We start from the raw sequence: 19,037 nt of genomic DNA, 5'->3' as shown, positions 1-19,037 counted from the left end.
AATCAATTTATAAAAATTAGTATCCGTTACCATCCCCTAAAATCAAGTCGATGGTTGTTTGTTTTGGTAATTTAGTTCCCGGTTCAATTTTTTGTCCGTTATACTTTAATCCACGAACCACATCTTTTCCTATATCGTGTACCCAAGTAACTTTAGTTCCTACTTTAAACCCTATTGAACGTAGGTGTGTTGTTGCCTGACGTCTGGTACGTCCATTTAAATTAGGCACTTCTACATCTCTATACTTTGACGGATTTAAGGTTAAATATATTTTACGCTTTTCTTTTACAAAATCACCTGCTTCCGGATCTTGCTCAATAACTGACTTCTTAGGATAATCTGGATTATAACTTGCACTGTCAATTACCACAAAATCTAAATTTAATTCACTTAATTTTTGCTCAACATCAGCTAACGACATTTTATGTAGGTCAGGTACTTGTATTTTTTGATTATGGTTTGTTGTAACTCCTAACCACCATTGTAGAACAAATACAAAAACTAGTATTGAAACAACTGCTATAATTATATTTTTTAAAAAAGATTTACTTTTAATAAATTCAAATAAACCTCCAGATTTTCCTGTTAAATTACTCATATCATTTTTTTGTAAGATCGCACAAATTTACAGTAAAAATATTACTATTTTAAATTCAACATGTCTTAAACGAGTTTTTTTGGTAAGTTTGTATAATCCAACGATTGGATTTTAGATAAACAATGATAAAAACAGTAATTGAAATACATTTGAAGTGAAAAAAAACATCGCTATTATTATGGGAGGTTATTCCTCTGAAGTAGGAATTTCTCTAAAAAGTGGTAATGTAGTTTACAAACATATTAATACAGAAAAATATAACGCGTACAAAGTTCATATTTTAGAAAATAAATGGGTGTATGTTGATGATAACGAAGAAGAATATCCAATAAATAAAGAAGATTTTTCAATTGAAATTAAAGGTCAAAAAATTACATTTGATTGTGTTTTTAACGCTATTCATGGTACACCAGGAGAAAACGGTATTATCTTAGCTTACTTTGATCTTATTGGTTTAAAACACACCTCTGCCCCATTCTACCAAATGGCTTTAACCTTTAATAAGCGTGATACCTTAAGTGTAGTCAAACAATACGGAATAGCAACAGCTGTTTCTATATATCTAAACAAAGGTGATGAGATTGATTGTGATGCTTTTATTAAAAAAGTAGGACTTCCTTGCTTTGTAAAACCAAACGGAGCAGGTTCTAGTTTTGGCATATCTAAAGTGTATACTAAAGAAGAGTTAATTCCTGCTATAGAAAAAGCATACGAAGAAGATACTGAAATATTAATTGAAAGCTTTTTAGATGGAACTGAGGTTTCTGTTGGAGTAATTCAATACAAAGGAGAAACAAAAGTACTTCCAATAACAGAAATTGTTTCTGAAAATGATTTCTTCGATTATAAAGCTAAATATGAAGGTCAATCTCAAGAAATCACTCCTGCACGTTTAACTGATTCTCAAAGAAAGAGAGTTAAAGAAGTAGCCAAACGTGTATATGAAATTTTAAATATGCGTGGTTTTTCTCGCTCTGAATATATTTTAGTTAACGATAAACCACATTTTATAGAAATGAATACTGTTCCTGGATTAACAGAAGCAAGTATTTTACCACAGCAAGCCAATCATGCGGGTATTTCTTTAACTGAATTATTTGGAAACGCTATTGAAATGGCTTTAAATGACAAGATATAATGAAAAGAGCAATTTTTCCTGGATCTTTCGATCCAATTACTTTAGGACACTTAGATATTATTGAACGTGGTGTTACCCTTTTTGATGAATTAATTATTGCAATTGGGGTGAATGCCGATAAAAAATATATGTTTTCTCTAGAGGAGCGTCAACGTTTTATTGAAGAAACTTTTAAGCATGAGCCAAAAATAAAAGTACTTACTTATAGTGGACTTACTGTAAACTTTTGTAAAGAACAAGACGCTCAATTTATTTTAAGAGGTTTACGTAATCCTGCCGATTTTGAGTTTGAAAAAGCCATCGCACATACTAATAGAAAACTTTCTGAAATTGAAACTGTGTTTTTACTAACCTCTTCAGGTAAAAGCTATATTTCTTCATCTATTGTAAGAGATGTTATCAGAAACGATGGAGACTACACAGGCTTGGTTCCAGATGCAGTTAGAATTTAAACTTTTTAAAACTATTCTTTTGAAAAAACTATTTGTATTACTCCTAATATTAGTTACCGCTTGTAAACAAAAACCTACAAAAAAAAACATCGAATTCACCACCCTGTTTGAAACATCAAACGGAACGGAGACTCCTACTTATAAAGAGGTTATTTCTTTTTATGAAGAGTTGGCTAACACTTACCCTGAAATTTCATTGTTTGAAATAGGCACTACAGATATTGGAAAACCTTTACATTTAGTTGCTTTTAATACTGATGGAAAAACCAATATTGAAGAACTTAAAAATTCTTCAAAAAATAGAATTTTAATCAATAACGGTATTCATCCAGGGGAATCTGACGGAATAGATGCTTCGATGCTATTATTACGAGACATCGTTCAAAATGATTCTTTAAAAAACAAGTACAAAAAATCTTTAATTTGTGTTATTCCCATATACAATATTGGTGGCTCCCTAAACAGAAACTCACACACAAGAGCCAATCAAAATGGTCCAAAAGAATACGGTTTTAGAGGAAATGCTCGTAACTACGACTTAAATCGTGATTTTATTAAACAAGATACTAAAAATGCCGCTACATTTGCTGAGATTTTTCACACTGTAAATCCAGATGTTTTTATAGATAATCATGTAAGTAATGGAGCAGATTATCAGTACGCAATTACACATCTATTTACACAACACAATAAATTGGGAGGAAATTTAGGTGAGTTTATTGAAACAAAAATGCGTCCTGAAATAGAACATTCTTTGGCTGAGAAAGGAATTATTATTACTCCTTATGTAAATGTTTGGGGAACAACTCCAGAAAGTGGTTGGTCACAGTTTTTCGATTCACCTAGATATTCTACTGGGTACACTACCCTCTTCAATACCTTAGGATTAATGGTTGAAACTCATATGTTGAAACCGTATAAAATTAGAGTAGAACAAACCTATGAATTGTTGTTTTCTGCTTTAGATTTTTCTAAAGAAAACAGTAACAAAATAAAAGATTTACGAAAAAATGCTGTTGAAGAAATAATAAACAAAAAAACATATCCTATTCTATTTACAGTTGATAAGAATAATCCTACTGCTCTTCATTTTAAAGGATACGAAGGAACTTTTATAGACAGTAAAGTTACCAATGGAAAACGTTTGTTTTATGATAGAACAAAACCTTACAATAAAAAAGTTTCTTATTATAACTACTTTGTTCCTACCAAAGAAATCGCCATACCCAAGGCCTATATATTAGAACAAGGTTGGCATGACGTTGTAGAACGATTAGAAAATAATAAAATTGAATTTACTCGTTTTGAAAAAGACACCTTATTAACTGTAGAAGTTCAGCACATCAAAGAATTTGAAACTCGAAAAACGGCATACGAAGGTCATTATTTACACTACAATACTGAAGTTACCCAAACAAGAGGTCTGCAAGTTAAATTTAATAATGGAGATATTTATATTCCTACAAACCAAACAGGAATACGTTATATAATAGAGACCTTGGAAGCTGAAGCTATTGATTCTTTCTTCAACTGGAATTTCTTTGATACTATTTTACAACAAAAAGAGGGATACTCTTCTTACGTTTTTGAAGATATTGCTGAAGAGTTTTTAAATAACAATCCCTCATTAAAACAAGAGTTTCTTCAAAAAGTAAAAACAGAAGAAGATTTTGCAAAAAATGCGCAAACACAATTATATTGGGTTTATAAAAAAACACCTCATTATGAAAAAGCTCATAAGAAATTACCAATTTATAAGTTATATTGATAATTTTTTAACCTCTTAGTTACATTTTCATACATTTGTCACCGATTAGGAACTTGATTTAAATGAATAAAGACCCATTAAAATCTGTTTGTGAGCAAAAAAATTTTGAAGAAGTTTTTAACCAACATTCGCAAACATTGAGAAATTATATATATTACAAATGCGGTGACCTCCAGCAAGCTGAAGATATCGTACAAGAAGCGTATATAAAACTATGGAATAATTGTGCTAAAGTTGTTTTCGAAAAAGCTAAATCTTATCTATATACAGTAGCCAACAATCATTTTTTAAACGATGTTGCTCACAAAAAAGTTGTTTTGGAACATCAAAAGAAAAATGTTTCTTCTGGTAAAACTAATGAAACTCCTCATTTTATTTTAGAAGAAGAAGAATTTCATACTAAGCTTAAAAAAGCAATAGCCAACTTGCCTGAAAAACAACGAGAAGTTTTTTTGCTTAGTAGAATAGATAAGAAAAAGTATGTTGAAATTGCAGATATTGTTGGGGTTTCTGTAAAAGCTGTAGAAAAAAGAATGAGTAAAGCATTACTTACTTTAAAAGAACAAATAGGTAAAGTGTAACAAAAGTAATATTTGTATTAATTAGGTAGGGTAATTAATCTTTTACTTGTTTTTAATACAAATAGCACGAATAGATTAGAAAATGAATATAAATTATAAAGAAGAAACCTTTTTAGCAAGATGGATAGCCAATGAGCTAACAGCGGAAGAATTAAAAGAGTTTCAAAAAACAGATGTTTATCATCAATTTAAAGCTATTGATGATGCTTCTCAAAATTTAAAAACACCTTTTTATGATAAGGAAGAGGCTTTTAATAAACTCAAAACAGACATCAAACAATCTAAAGCTAATAAAAAAGTAGTGCAATTAGTTCCTAAATGGATGTATGGGGCGGTTGCTTCTGTTATATTATTAATTAGCTTCTTGTACTTTAATAATAATACTGTTGATTTTTCTACAAAATACGGAGAGCAATTAACTATTACATTACCTGATAATTCTATAGCATATTTATCACCTAAGTCTGAAATTAGCTATGATAAACAAAATTGGAATAATAAAAGAGAGCTTTTTTTGACAGGAAAAGCTTATTTTGAAGTCGAAAAAGGAAAGTCTTTTACTGTAAAATCTAATGAAGGTAATGTAACTGTACTAGGAACAAAGTTTACAGTAAATACATCAAAAAATTATTTTGAAATTGAATGTTACGAAGGTAAAGTTAAAGTTACGTCAAAAAGTAAAGAAGAAATTATACTAACTAAAGGGAAAGCTTATAGAAATTATAATAACTCTGGTGAAAATTGGGAATTTGTAGGCTCTGTTCCCTCTTGGATAGAAGGAGAAAGCTCTTTTAATAATACTCCTTTACATCAAGTTATAAAAGCTTTAGAAAATCAATTTAAGTTAAAGTTCGATACTTCTAACGTTGACACTTCTAAACGTTTTACAGGTACTTTTACACATAAAAATGTTGATGTAGCGTTACAAACTGTTTTTGCTCCTATGAAAATTTCTTATAAATTAGCAGAAAATAGTTCAGTTATATTGACGTATTAATAAATGAAGATAAAATTAAGTATACTTTTTTTATGCTTAACTATGTCTATTTTTTCTCAGGAAAAGGTAGACATTTCTTTTATTGATGCTCCTTTATTAAACGTTTTAAAAGAAACAGAAGCTCTTTTTAAAGTAAAATTTTCTTTTAGTACAGAAGTCATTAATGATAAAAATATTTCTTTTAAAAAAAAGAAATGTGAACTTGTTTATCTTATCAATGAAATTCAACGTCAAACATCATTAATTTTTAATAAAATTAATGAGCGGTATTATTATATAACAATAAATTCAACATTTAAATCAAATGAGTATAATCTTTTAAAAGAAGTTCTTGTAACTAATTATATTACTTCTGGTATTAATAAAAAAAGAGATGGAACTATATCTATTATTCCAAAACAATTAGGTGTTTTACCTGGTTTAACTGAACCAGATATACTAGAAAGTTTAAAAATTATTCCTGGTGTTCAAAGTCCTAATGAAACAGCTGCAGGAATATATATAAGGGGTGGAACTCCCAATCAAAACTTAGTTTTATGGGACGGTATAAAAATGTACTATTCTGGTCATTTCTTTGGAATGATTTCAGCATTTAACCCTTATACAACCAAAGAGATTAACCTTTCTAAAAGCGGTACAGGAGCTAGGTATGGTAATAGAGTATCTGGTGTAATAGATATTAAAACTACAAATAAAATACCGCACAAAATAACTGGAAGTTTCGGATTGAACATGACGCATGCTGATGCACTTCTTACTATTCCTTTTTCAAAAAAAACTGCTTTTTCTATTTCTGCAAGAAGGTCTTTTTCTGATGTTTTAAAAACTTTCACCTTTGATAAATTGTCTATGCGTGTTTTTCAAACATTTGATGATAATCAAGAAAGTCAAATAATAGATAAAAACATTAAATTTAGTAGAGATAATAAATTTAATTTTTCAGATTATACCACAAAATTTATATACACCCCTAGTAAAGACGAATCTTTAAACATTAGTTTCTTATACACAAATAATCAAATGCTTAACAATTTTGTAATTCCTAGGTATAAAGACAAATATAATGATGAGTTAGATATCCATAATACAGGTGTAAGTGTAAATTGGAATAAACAATCTTCGGAAAAAAAGACTCATAATATAAAAAGTTATTTTTCTAACTTTAAATTAAAATATAAAGGAAACTATAACTATATAGATGATTATTTAATTTTATTATCAACTAAAAATAATTCTTTAACTGATTTTGGGCTTTCCTACAATATGAATTATTCTTTTAACGATAAAACAGATTTATTTTGGGGTTATGATTTTACATCTACGAAAGCTACTTACGAATTAAAATATCTCATAGACTTAGAAGGAAATAGGAACTCTTCGATACAAAAAGATAAAGTTACAAACAATACACATTCAATTTTTACGGAATATATATATGATAACAATAACTGGAATATAAATTCTGGCATACGATTGAATTACTTTTCAAAAATCGATAAATTTGTTTTTGAACCTAGATTATATTTGGAGAAAAAACTTACATCAAGCTTAAGTTTTAAAGCTTCTTTTGAACAAAAACACCAAACATTGAGTCAAATTATAGAGTTTCAAACTTCCAGATTAGGTTTTGATTTAGAAAATCAGATATGGGCTCAAGTAAATGATGATAATATTCCTCTACAAAAAAGCTTACAGGTTTCAGCGGGAATACTTTTTAATAAAAATAATTGGAAAATTGATATTGAACCTTACTATAAAAAAGTTAGTGGTATGACGTCTCAAACAAGTGGTTATAACGACCAAACCAATGACTTTTCTAATGGTAAAGGTAAAATACATGGTATTGATATACTTATAAATAAAAAATTTAATAATTATAGAACTTGGGTTAATTATTCATACACAAAAAATAAATTTAAATTTTTAGACTTAGAAAATAAGTTTTTTCCTGCAAATCATGATATAACTAATTATCTTTCTTGGTCTCATGCTTACAAATTAAACAGCTATGAGTTCTCTCTTGGGTGGATATTTAGAACAGGAAATCCCTATACTGCCGTTAAAAGATTTTATACAGATGATGAAGGAATTCCTCGTATTATTATAGATTCAGACAATATAAATGGGCTTCGACTTCCTAATTATAGTAGATTGGATGCATCTATGACGTATTCTTTTAATTTTTCTAAAAACTGGAAAGGTAAATTGGGCTTCTCTTTACTTAATCTTTTTAATAACAAAAATATTTTAAGTAGAACTTATAATGCTATTCCAATTAGAAATTCTGATAATGAAATTGAATATAAGTTAAAAGAGGTTAACAAAATATCTCTAGGAATTACACCTAACTTTGTTTTTAGAGTTAATTTTTAATAAAAAAAGACTTTACATTTTGTAAAGTCCTTCCTTTTGGTTTAATAATTTCTGTATTGTTTTGTTTCTTCAAAAACGTGTTCTAGAATTTGTTTTTCTCTCTCATCAAACTCAATATCTCGTCTTTTCATTACCACATCTGCAACTTCAAAGACTTTATTTGTTTTGTATTCAGTAAAACCTGATGCTCCTCCCCAACTAAATGAAGGAACAAAATTTCTTGGAAATCCACTTCCAAAAATATTCGCAGAAACACCAACAACTGTTCCTGTATTAAACATTGTGTTAATTCCACATTTTGAATGATCTCCCATCATCAAACCACAGAATTGTAATCCAGTTTTAGCGAAACGTCCTGTTTCATAATTCCACAACTTAACTTCTGCATAATTATTTTTAAGGTTAGAATTATTACTATCAGCTCCAATATTACACCATTCTCCTAATACTGAGTTTCCTAAAAATCCATCGTGTCCTTTATTTGAATACCCAAATAGTACTGAATTGTTCACCTCTCCTCCTACTTTACAATAAGGTCCTAAAGTAGTAGCTCCATAAATTTTAGCTCCCAATTTTAATACTGAGTTTTCACACATAGCTAAAGCACCTCGTACAACTACACCTTCCATTATTTCAGCTTTTTTACCAATATAAATTGGTCCAGTTGAAGCGTTTAACGTTGCAAAAGTTAGTTTAGCTCCTTTCTCAACAAAAATATCGTTTCTATTAACACAATTAACAGTTTCTGGAATTGGTTCCGATTTTCTACCTTCAGTTATTAAATCAAAGTCAGCTCTAATTGCTTTGTCATTTAACGAAAAAATATCCCAAGTATTTTTTATTTGAATTATATCATCTTCAAACTCTATATGTTCATAAGAAGAAAAATCTACTTCTTCCTGAGTATCTGTCGTATAAAAAGCAATAACATCTTCACCTTTAAAAATAGCTTGATTGTTTTGTAGGTTTTTAACCATTTCAACCAAAGGCTTAGTTGGTAAGAAAGAGGCATTTAATAATACATTTTCTTCCATTTCAACCATAGGATATTTTTCCTCTAAATATTCCTCTGTTACGGTAGTTGTTGTTAAACCTAAGTATTTTTCCCACTTTTCTCTAATAGTTAAAATACCTACTCTAATATCAGCTACTGGTCGTGTATATGTAAATGGTAGTAGAGCTGTACGTACATCACCATCAAATAAAATATAGTTCATATTAATCATTTTTTGAAGCAACACAAACTTACCACTTTCAATTCATTTTACAAGTCAAAATATAAACCTTACTTTTGTTATTATACATTCTTCAATATCTTACTATGAAAAAAATTTTAGGATTAATTTTAATTGGTATTGCTCTTATAGCAGCACTATACTATGCTTTTATTTATTTTGTTCCTTATAGTGAAGGGGTTCGCTCTGGTGAACTTATTAAAATTAGCTACAAAGGTGTGGTAGTAAAAACATGGGAGGGTGAAATTAGCCAAGGTATTTCTGGAGCGCAAATTTTTGCCTTTTCTGTAGAGGACAATCAAAAGGAAGTCATAAAAAAACTTCAAGAATATCAAGGTCGTTATGTAAAAGTTACTTACAAAGAACGTTTTGGAACTTTCTTTTGGTTAGGTGACACAAAATATTTTATAACCCATGTTGAAGAAGAACAATCTCCTCACTTTAGAGGAATAAAAAAAGATAATGATCAATAATATTTACAGAAACATAGAAGATACTCGCATTACTATTTCTGAATTAATGCTTCCTTCTCACGCCAATTTTAGTGGCAAAATTCACGGTGGATATATTTTAAAACTAATGGATCAAATAGCTTTTGCATGCGCCTCTAAACATTCAGGTACCTATTGCGTAACAGCATCTGTAGATACCGTTAACTTTATAAACCCTATTGAAGTAGGCGAATTAGTTACCATGAAAGCGTCTATTAACTATGTAGGTAAAACTTCGATGGTAGTTGGTATACGCGTAGAAGCACAAAATATACAAACTGGAAAGACCAAACATTGTAATTCTTCTTATTTTACAATGGTAGCAAAAAAAGACAACGGTGATAATGCTGAAGTACCAGGAATTATTATTAATGATGACAATGAAATGCGTCGATTTTTAGAAGCTATACACAGAATTAAAATGAAAAAGAATAGACAAGAAAAATTTGATAATAATAATTTTACTGCTCAAAACTACATTGAAGAATTAAAAAATTATAATGTTAAGATTGATTTAAAATAAAATTTAAACACAAAAAAAAAGCTTACAAGTCAAACTCTTTTTCTATTTGATTAAGCCAATTCGCTAATCTATCTGGTGTTTTTTCAGGTTCATTATCCTCGTCAAGAGCTAAACCATAAAAATAGTCTTTATCTTCTTCTATTTGAGCTTTTGACTCTTCAAAATCATACTCCTTGCACGACCATTTCCCAATAAGTTCGCCTCCATTTTTAACCACATTTTTAGCTAAAATTCCTACACCATCAACAAAATATTCACCATAACCATATTGATCTCCTAATCCAAAAATAGCCACTTTCTTTCCTGTAAAATCAATAGTTTGAAACTCATTTTCATAATAGGTCTCCCAATCGCTTTGTAAATCGCCATCGTACCAAGTTGATAAACCTAAAATAAATTTATCAAACCGATTATAATCTTCCTTCTTCATGTTAGAAACTTCAATAACTTCTATTTCAGATGCCTGCCAATCATCAACTATTGAACTTACAATTTCTTCAGTCATTCCTGTATCAGAACCATAAATTAATCCTATTCTGTTCATTTTATTTAGATTTGTTTTAAATAACAAATATACAGTAAGAAATCATACTTAGAAAGTAAATAAGTTTAATATTGTCCTATATAAAATATAAAAATCCGAAGCATATTTACTTCGGATTTTCTATATTATTATTCTAAAATGCTTTTATTTACTTAAATACATTTTACGTCTTGCATATAAATCGTAAAAGGCATCATCTCTAAGCGAATCTATAAATAAAATACTTTCTCCTGTTGATTTCATCTCAGGTCCTAAGTTCTTATTTACATTTGGGAACTTGTTAAAAGAGAATACTGGTTGTTTAATTGCAAAACCTTCTAATTGAGGATTGAATTCAAAATCAGTTACTTTCTTCTCTCCTAACATTACCTTTGTAGCATAGTTTACATAAGGTTCTTTATAAGCTTTTGCTATAAATGGAACTGTACGAGAAGCACGTGGATTTGCTTCAATAATATATACTTTATCATCTTTAATCGCAAACTGAATGTTAATCAACCCAACAGTATCAAGCGCTAAAGCAATTGTTTTAGTGTACTCTCTAATTTGCTCTAATACTAATTCTCCTAAGTTGAACGCTGGTAAAGTTGCATTTGAATCTCCTGAGTGAATTCCACAAGGCTCAATATGCTCCATAATTCCTATGATATATACATTTTCACCATCACAAATCGCATCTGCTTCTGCTTCAATTGCTCCTTCTAAGTAATGATCTAATAATAATTTGTTATTAGGAATTTTACGTAATAAATCTACTACATGCTCTAATAACTCTTCTTTATTAATCACTATCTTCATTCCTTGCCCTCCAAGTACATATGATGGACGTACTAAAATTGGAAAGTCTAACTCGTCAGCTAAAGCTAAAGCTTCATCTGCATTTTCTGCAACTCCAAATTCTGGATAAGGAATGTTATTTTCTTTTAATAAAGTTGAAAAACTTCCTCTATCTTCAGCTAAATCTAATGCTTTATAGCTTGTTCCTAAAATTGGAATCCCGTAACGCTCTAGTTTCTCTGCTAATTTTAAAGCTGTTTGTCCACCTAATTGAACAATAACTCCTTCTGGCTTTTCATGCTTGATTATATCGTAGATATGTTCCCAAAAAACTGGCTCAAAGTATAATTTATCTGCCGTATCAAAATCAGTAGAAACAGTTTCAGGATTACAGTTAATCATTATGGTTTCGTAACCACATTCTTTTGCAGCATAAACCCCATGAACACAACAGTAATCAAACTCGATTCCCTGACCTATTCTGTTTGGTCCAGAACCTAATACTATTACTTTTTTCTTATCAGACACCACACTTTCATTTGACACAGAAACTTCACCTTTAGCAGTTTCAATTTCACTTTCAAATGTTGAATAATAGTAAGGAGTTTGTGCTTTAAACTCTGCAGCACAAGTATCTACCAACTTGTATACACGCTTTATTTTTAATTCTTCACGCTTTTTATACACTTCACTTTCTAAACATCCTAACATGTGAGCGATTTGACGATCTCCATATCCTTTTTGTTTGGCTTCTAATAAAAGCTCTCTGTCAAGGGTATCAATAGTATAGGTAGAAATTTCTTTTTCTAACATATACAACTCTTCATATTGACGTAAATACCACATATCAATCTTAGTGATTTCATGGATTTTACTCAGCGGCATTCCTATTTGAATAGCGTCATAGATAGCAAATACACGATCCCAAGAAGCATATTTTAACTTGTCTTTAATTTGGTTATAATCTGTATAACTTTTACCATCAGCTCCAATTCCGTTACGTTTAATTTCTAACGATTGCGTTGCTTTGTGCAATGCTTCTTGGAACGAACGTCCGATCCCCATTACTTCACCAACCGCTTTCATTTGTAAACCTAAAGTTCTATCAGAACCTTCAAACTTATCAAAGTTCCAACGAGGTATTTTTACAATTACATAGTCTAATGTTGGTTCAAATAAAGCTGAAGTAGACTTCGTTATTTGATTATCTAACTCATCTAAAGTATAACCAGTTGCTAATTTAGCAGCAATCTTTGCAATTGGGTATCCAGTTGCTTTTGATGCTAATGCTGATGAACGAGATACACGTGGATTAATCTCAATCGCAATAATATCTTCTTTCTCGTCTGGTGAAACCGCAAACTGAACGTTACATCCTCCTGCAAACTCACCAATAGAACGCATCATTTTAATTGCCATGTCACGCATTTTTTGGAACGTCTTATCCGATAATGTCATGGCTGGAGCTACTGTAATAGAGTCTCCTGTGTGGATTCCCATTGGATCCATGTTTTCAATAGAACAGATAATTACAACATTATCATTATCATCACGTAATAATTCTAACTCGTATTCTTTCCATCCCATCATTGCTTTATCAATCATTACTTCGTGAATCGGAGAAATTTCTAATCCTCTAGATAATGATTCTTCAAACTCTTTCTCATCATATACGATAGATGCTCCCGCTCCTCCTAAAGTAAACGACGCTCTAATACATAATGGAAATCCGAATTCTTGTGCTATTTCTTTTCCTTTTAAGAATGATGTTGCAGTAGCTTGAGGAGCCATAGGCACCCCTATTTCTTCCATTAATAAGCGAAACTTATCTCTATCCTCTGTAATATTAATAGCGTCAATATCTACTCCTATAATTTCAACATCAAAATCTTCCCAAATTCCTTTTTCATCAGCTTCAATACAAAGGTTTAGTGCTGTTTGCCCTCCCATTGTTGGTAGAACAGCATCAATTTGTGGGTGTTCTTTTAAAATTTGAACAATAGACTTTGTGTTAAGTGGCAACAAGTATACATGGTCAGCCATCGAAGGATCTGTCATAATTGTTGCAGGGTTAGAATTAATTAAGATAGTTTCAATTCCATCTTCTCTCAAAGATCTTAACGCTTGAGATCCTGAATAATCAAATTCACATGCTTGACCAATAACAATTGGTCCTGATCCAATAATTAAAATCGATTTAAGGTCTTGTCTTTTAGGCATTTTAGTTTGTGTTGTGTTGTGATGTAAAAATAAAAATTGTTTGGTTATAAAAAAAGGCGATACTTAATAGTAACGCCTTTAAAATATTAACAATAGTTAATCATTATTTCTTTGGTCTAGATTCAGATGAAACAGACAACTTTTTTCTTCCTTTTGCTCTTCTTCTAGCTAATACTTTACGTCCATTAGCAGAAGCCATTCTTTCGCGGAAACCGTGTTTGTTTCTTCTTTTTCTTTTCGATGGTTGGTACGTTCTTTTACTCATTACAGTATATCTTAAATATCTTCTTTAAAAATGTTTTGCTTTTGTGAAATTCCGTCTGCTAAAAGCGTGGGCAAATATACAACAGTTTTTCAGTCTGACAAACCCTTATTTTATTTTTTTTCAAAAAAAGTTTGTTTGACAAACATACATAATTTTTTGCACGTTTTTTATCTTTTTTATTTGTTCTAATTGCCAGACTTCTTACTTTTGCGCAAACCTAACAGTACCATGAACAACACAAAATACGTTTTTGTAACCGGAGGCGTAACTTCATCACTAGGGAAAGGAATTATTGCCGCTTCTCTAGCCAAATTATTACAAGAAAGAGGATACTCTGTAACCATTCAGAAGTTAGATCCATATATTAATATAGATCCAGGAACATTAAACCCATACGAACATGGAGAATGTTATGTAACTGATGATGGAGCTGAAACCGACTTAGATTTAGGACACTACGAACGTTACTTAAACATTCCTACTTCACAAGCTAACAATGTAACTACAGGTAGAATATATCAATCTGTAATAGACAAAGAGCGTAAGGGAGAGTTTTTAGGAAAAACCGTTCAGGTTATTCCTCATATTACTGATGAAATTAAAAGCAGAGTTCAAATTTTAGGAAATACTGGCGATTATGATATTGTTATAACTGAAATTGGAGGAACGGTTGGTGATATTGAATCTTTACCATATATAGAAGCTGTTCGTCAATTACAATGGGATTTAGGAGAAGATAATGCAATTGTTATACACCTAACCCTAGTACCTTACTTAGCAGCCGCTGGTGAATTAAAAACAAAACCTACACAACATTCTGTAAAAACATTAATGCAAAGTGGTGTGAGTCCTGACATATTAGTATGCCGTTCGGAACACGAAATTTCTGATGATATTAAACGCAAATTAGCATTATTTTGTAATGTTAAAAAACAAAATGTAATACAGTCATTAGATGCTGAAACTATCTACGATGTTCCTAACCTTATGTTTAAAGAAGGGTTAGATTATGTTGTTTTAGATAAATTAAACCTATCTACACGTAAACAGCCTAACTTAAAAACTTGGAATAAGTTTTTAGAGCGTCATAAAAACCCTACCTCTAGTATTGAAATTGGTTTGGTTGGAAAATATGTTGAATTACACGATTCGTATAAATCAATTACAGAAGCGTTTATTCATGCAGGAGCTGCAACTACTAATAAAACAAAGGTTAACGTTCGTTGGATTCATTCTGAAGAGTTAACACCTGAAAACGCTGCTAAACAACTAGAAGGTTTAAACGGTGTACTAGTTGCTCCTGGATTTGGTGATAGAGGAATTGAAGGTAAAATAGCAGCAGTACAATATGTACGTGAAAACAATATACCTTTCTTAGGTATTTGTTTAGGAATGCAAATGGCTGTTATTGAGTTTGCTCGCAACGTGTTAAATTTAAAAGACGCTAACTCTACCGAAATGAATCCTGATGTAGCACACCCAGTAATTAATTTAATGGAAGAGCAAAAAGATGTTACTGAAAAAGGTGGTACTATGCGTTTAGGTGCTTGGGACTGTCAATTAACACAAGATTCTAAGGTTTTTCAAGCTTACAAAGAAGAATTAATTAGTGAGCGCCATCGTCATAGATACGAATACAATAACGACTATAAAGAGCAATTAGAAAACGCTGGTATGAAAACAGCAGGTGTTAACCCAAAAACAGGGTTAGTAGAAATTGTTGAAATTGATTCTCACCCTTGGTTTGTTGGAGTTCAATATCACCCAGAATACAAGAGTACGGTGTTAAATCCGCATCCATTGTTTGTTAGCTTTATTAAAGCGGCTTTAAAACAATCAAAGAAATAAATTTTAAAATCCTGTAATTAAGTTTACAGGATTTTTTATTGTTTATAAAAATTGGAATACTGTTTGAACTACCATTACTAACAAAATTATTCACCGTAAAACCTCAAAAAAACTATAGGGTTTTACTACCTTTGTCGGGTTTTTCAGCTTTTAAGAAAAACTTTAAATGACAAGTTGACATTTTAACATATATCAATGGAACAAAAAAAATTTGATTTAAATTCCTTCATAGGAATGCTTTTATTAGGAGGAATTATGCTTTGGTGGATGAATACTCAAAAGCCAGAAGAAACTCCTGAAGCTACTACCCAGACAGAGCAAACTGCTAATGCTACTAACACTGAAAACAATTTAACCGATAATGTAATTGTAAACGACTCGTTACAGCAAATTGCTTTACGAAATAAGTTTGGTGCTTTTGCATACGGAGCTTCAAAAAGCCAAGAAGGAAACACAACATTAGAAAATGACGTTGTTAAGTTAACTATTGATAACAAAGGGGGGCAAATCATCGAAGCTTTAGTTAAAAACTACAAAACATACGATTCTTTACCTCTATACTTGGTTAAAGATAATAATGCTTCTTTCAATATCAACTTCGGAACTACTGATAACCGAATTTTAAATACTAAAGATTTACTATTTACTCCTACTCTAACCAAAAATGGAGATACGCAAGTACTTTCTATGAAGTTAAAGGTTTCTGAATCTAAGTTTTTAGAATACCGCTACGAAATGAAAAAAGGTGATTACCGTGTAGGTTTTGCCGTTCGTTCACAAGGGTTGAGTAATACAATTAATAGTTCTCAAGAAATAAATTTAGATTGGAGTTTAAAAGGTTTTAGACACGAAAAGAGTTTGAAAACCGAAAACATGTACTCTTACTACTATTATAAAGCCGACGATGAAGTAGATTACTTACAAATGAACGATGATGATGTTGTGAGTGATATTGATTGGGTTGCTTATAAACAACACTTCTTTTCTTCTATTTTAACATCTGATACACCGTTTAGTAATGCCACTTTGAAATCTGTTGATTTTGCAGGTGAAGATAAAGATAGTGTGTACACTAAAACTTACGGATTAAAAACTCCATTAGCTTTAACAAACGGAGAATTAAATTATAATATGCAATGGTTTTACGGGCCTACAGATTATAATTTATTAAAATCTTATAAAGGGACTAGCTTAGACGAAATTGCTGATTTAGGTTGGGGAATTTTTGGTTTCTTAAACCGTACCATATTCTATCCTGTATTTAATATGTTAAAAGGATTTATTGGGAACTACGGATTAATTATCATTTTAATGACAATCGTAGTACGTATTATAATGTCTCCTGTATTATACAAATCGTACCTATCAAGTGCTAAAATGAAAGTGATTCGTCCAGAAATGGAAGAAATCAACAAAAAGTATCCTGGGAAAGAAAACGCTATGAAGCGTCAGCAAGAAATTATGGCTGTACAGCGAAAAGCTGGAGTGAGCATGATGTCTGGTTGTATACCCGCATTAATGCAAATGCCTGTGTTCTTTGCTTTATTCAAGTTTTTCCCTACCAATATTGATTTTAGACAAGAAGGTTTCTTATGGGCTAATGACTTATCTTCATATGATACTATTTTTAAATTACCATTTAAAATTCCTTTCTATGGAGACCACGTAAGTTTATTTCCAATTTTAGCTTCTGTAGCTATTTTCTTCTACATGAAAATGAACCAAAGCCAGCAAGCTAATATGCAAGCTCCTACTCAAGAAGGAATGCCTGACATGAGTAAGATGATGAAATGGATGATTTACTTCTCTCCTATTATGATGTTATTCTTCTTTAATAACTATGCTAGTGGATTAAGTTTATACTACTTTATCTCAAACTTATTAACCATCATAATCATGTTTGTTATTAAGAACTATGTTATTGATGAAGCTAAGATTCATGCTAAAATTGAAGAGAACAAAAAGAAACCTGTTAAAAAGAGTAAATTCCGTGAGCGTTTAGATGCCGCCATGAAACAAGCTCAAGAACAACAAGCTGCACAGCAACGGGCTAAAAATAAAAAATAGAGACACTTAACCTTATAAAAAAATCCCAAAACAATATTTTGGGATTTTTTATGTATAGAACAAAAAATATTATTACTAATTTGCTTTTATAAATATTACAAATACTAAAGAATACAAATGCTTAAAACCATTCAGATAGCAGCTTTATTACAAGGAATGTTTTTACTTTTTATTTTATTTCAAAGAAAAAAAGAATACAACAAAGTTAATTTTTGGTTGTTATTTAGTTTTGTTGTTTCGGCACTTCTATTTACAATTGGTGATGATAATTATAATTTGTTTACTGAAAATTCTAATTGGTTTTTCTTTCATGAGCCTCTTATTATTACAACTTTCTTCTTATTTGTTCTTTATCATAAATCAGACAAAAAGAAAGTTGACAAAAAAGTTTTTTTATTTTTTACCCCATATTTATTAAACATTCTTATTCATTTTTCTGAAGAATTTTCTGCTCTTTCTAACAACTTAATCTTCATAATTCTTGAAGAGGTTATAGAATTTATTTTTATAGGGATCCTTATTTATACTATATATGACATTATAAAAAATAATAAAGAAAAATGGCTCCTTTTTTTTATTATCCCCTTTAGTTTTATCTTTATAATAAGTGAATTTAACTTTCTACTTACCAAATCTCATGACGCTCCTTACTTCTTAGATAGTTATGGTACAATACTCATTATTATATTTTTGTTTTATTTTGTACTATACAAGTTAATTATTACTCCAAAATCAATACTGCCAAAACATCAAAGTAATAGCTATAAGTCTACTAATCTAAATAATACTTCTATAACACATTTAAAAGCTGCTTTACACCGTTTAATTGTAGAAGAAAAATGGTTTAAATATCAAAAAATAACAGTTGATGAAGTAGCTAAAGAATTAGGAGTTCCAAGACAGCAAATTTCTGAAGTTTTAAACATTCATATGAAAACTGGATTTCAAGATTTTTTGAATAAAAATCGTGTAGAAGAATTTATAACTTGTCTAAAAAAAGATTCATATAAAAACTATACACTTTTAGCAATTGCTTATGAAGTTGGGTTTAGTTCAAAATCATCTTTTAATACTATTTTCAAAAAACTAAAAGGTATAACTCCCAGTCAATACAAAAAACTATTAAACATACAAACTTCTAACTAAGATAATTCTCCTAC

Annotated in this window: 16 protein-coding genes; 11 read left to right on the top strand and 5 right to left on the bottom strand. The window is 30.3% G+C overall.

The features are described from left to right. Positions 1-16: 16 nt before the first annotated feature. Positions 17-598 (bottom strand): PASTA domain-containing protein, encoded by a 582-nt coding sequence (locus MHM83_RS09700; protein WP_239179488.1) that lies wholly within the window; start codon positions 596-598, stop codon positions 17-19. A gap of 154 nt (positions 599-752) precedes the next feature. Here MHM83_RS09700 and MHM83_RS09695 point away from each other — a divergent pair, with 154 nt between their 5' ends. From MHM83_RS09695 to MHM83_RS09670, 6 genes are all read left to right on the top strand, one after another. Further along, positions 753-1,736, top strand: a complete 984-nt coding sequence (locus MHM83_RS09695; protein WP_239179486.1) for a D-alanine--D-alanine ligase — start codon at positions 753-755, stop codon at positions 1,734-1,736. Next, complete coding sequence (gene coaD, locus MHM83_RS09690) at positions 1,736-2,188, top strand: pantetheine-phosphate adenylyltransferase (protein ID WP_047788995.1); 453 nt, start codon at positions 1,736-1,738, stop codon at positions 2,186-2,188. Before MHM83_RS09695 ends, coaD begins: the two co-directional genes overlap by 1 nt. A 19-nt stretch (positions 2,189-2,207) precedes the next feature. Beyond that, positions 2,208-3,956 carry a M14 family metallopeptidase gene (locus tag MHM83_RS09685; protein WP_370641940.1) on the top strand — a complete coding sequence of 583 codons (1,749 nt, stop codon included), beginning with the start codon at positions 2,208-2,210 and terminating at the stop codon, positions 3,954-3,956. Between the two features lie 62 nt (positions 3,957-4,018). Next, entirely contained in the window at positions 4,019-4,537 is a 519-nt protein-coding gene (locus tag MHM83_RS09680) for an RNA polymerase sigma factor (protein ID WP_073183625.1), read from the top strand. Between the two features lie 82 nt (positions 4,538-4,619). Beyond that, positions 4,620-5,534 (top strand): FecR family protein, encoded by a 915-nt coding sequence (locus MHM83_RS09675; RefSeq protein WP_239179484.1) that lies wholly within the window; start codon positions 4,620-4,622, stop codon positions 5,532-5,534. 42 nt (positions 5,535-5,576) lie between these two features. Continuing rightward, entirely contained in the window at positions 5,577-7,907 is a 2,331-nt protein-coding gene (locus MHM83_RS09670; protein ID WP_167713686.1) for a TonB-dependent receptor plug domain-containing protein, read from the top strand. A gap of 41 nt (positions 7,908-7,948) precedes the next feature. Here the strand turns inward: MHM83_RS09670 and MHM83_RS09665 are convergent, their stop codons facing one another. After that, positions 7,949-9,124 carry a GlmU family protein gene (locus tag MHM83_RS09665; protein ID WP_239179482.1) on the bottom strand — a complete coding sequence of 392 codons (1,176 nt, stop codon included), beginning with the start codon at positions 9,122-9,124 and terminating at the stop codon, positions 7,949-7,951. Positions 9,125-9,228: 104 nt separating this feature from the next. On the opposite strand from MHM83_RS09665, the gene MHM83_RS09660 reads away from it, so the two are divergent. Further along, on the top strand, positions 9,229-9,615 hold the full coding sequence (locus MHM83_RS09660; protein WP_159615984.1) for a 6-phosphogluconate dehydrogenase: 387 nt from the start codon (positions 9,229-9,231) through the stop codon (positions 9,613-9,615). Beyond that, positions 9,605-10,156, top strand: coding sequence for an acyl-CoA thioesterase (locus tag MHM83_RS09655; RefSeq protein WP_159615986.1), 552 nt, complete (start codon positions 9,605-9,607; stop codon positions 10,154-10,156). Before MHM83_RS09660 ends, MHM83_RS09655 begins: the two co-directional genes overlap by 11 nt. A 22-nt stretch (positions 10,157-10,178) precedes the next feature. On the opposite strand, the gene MHM83_RS09650 is transcribed toward MHM83_RS09655, so the two are convergent. The 3 genes from MHM83_RS09650 to rpmH form a co-directional block, all read right to left on the bottom strand. Continuing rightward, on the bottom strand, positions 10,179-10,700 hold the full coding sequence (locus tag MHM83_RS09650; protein WP_073183636.1) for a flavodoxin: 522 nt from the start codon (positions 10,698-10,700) through the stop codon (positions 10,179-10,181). Between the two features lie 144 nt (positions 10,701-10,844). After that, positions 10,845-13,697: a carbamoyl-phosphate synthase large subunit gene (gene carB, locus MHM83_RS09645; RefSeq protein ID WP_159615996.1), complete on the bottom strand. Its 2,853-nt coding sequence runs from the start codon at positions 13,695-13,697 to the stop codon at positions 10,845-10,847. Between the two features lie 103 nt (positions 13,698-13,800). Next, a complete protein-coding gene (rpmH, locus tag MHM83_RS09640) occupies positions 13,801-13,962 on the bottom strand; it encodes a 50S ribosomal protein L34 (protein ID WP_028891113.1) in 162 nt (53 codons plus the stop codon). Between the two features lie 228 nt (positions 13,963-14,190). Here rpmH and MHM83_RS09635 point away from each other — a divergent pair, with 228 nt between their 5' ends. From MHM83_RS09635 to MHM83_RS09625, 3 genes are all read left to right on the top strand, one after another. Further along, the gene (locus tag MHM83_RS09635) at positions 14,191-15,810 is read left to right on the top strand and encodes a CTP synthase (RefSeq protein ID WP_167713683.1); all 1,620 of its coding nucleotides are present in this window, start codon (positions 14,191-14,193) and stop codon (positions 15,808-15,810) included. Between the two features lie 195 nt (positions 15,811-16,005). Further along, a complete protein-coding gene (gene yidC / locus MHM83_RS09630) occupies positions 16,006-17,877 on the top strand; it encodes a membrane protein insertase YidC (RefSeq protein WP_047789005.1) in 1,872 nt (623 codons plus the stop codon). A gap of 117 nt (positions 17,878-17,994) precedes the next feature. Beyond that, positions 17,995-19,023 (top strand): helix-turn-helix domain-containing protein, encoded by a 1,029-nt coding sequence (locus tag MHM83_RS09625; RefSeq protein WP_239179480.1) that lies wholly within the window; start codon positions 17,995-17,997, stop codon positions 19,021-19,023. The last annotated feature ends 14 nt before the right edge of the window (positions 19,024-19,037 follow it).

The organism is Tenacibaculum sp. Mcav3-52 (assembly GCF_022347665.1).
Lineage (GTDB): Bacteria > Bacteroidota > Bacteroidia > Flavobacteriales > Flavobacteriaceae > Polaribacter > Polaribacter mesophilus.
This window is presented reverse-complemented; position numbering and strand designations above follow the sequence as displayed.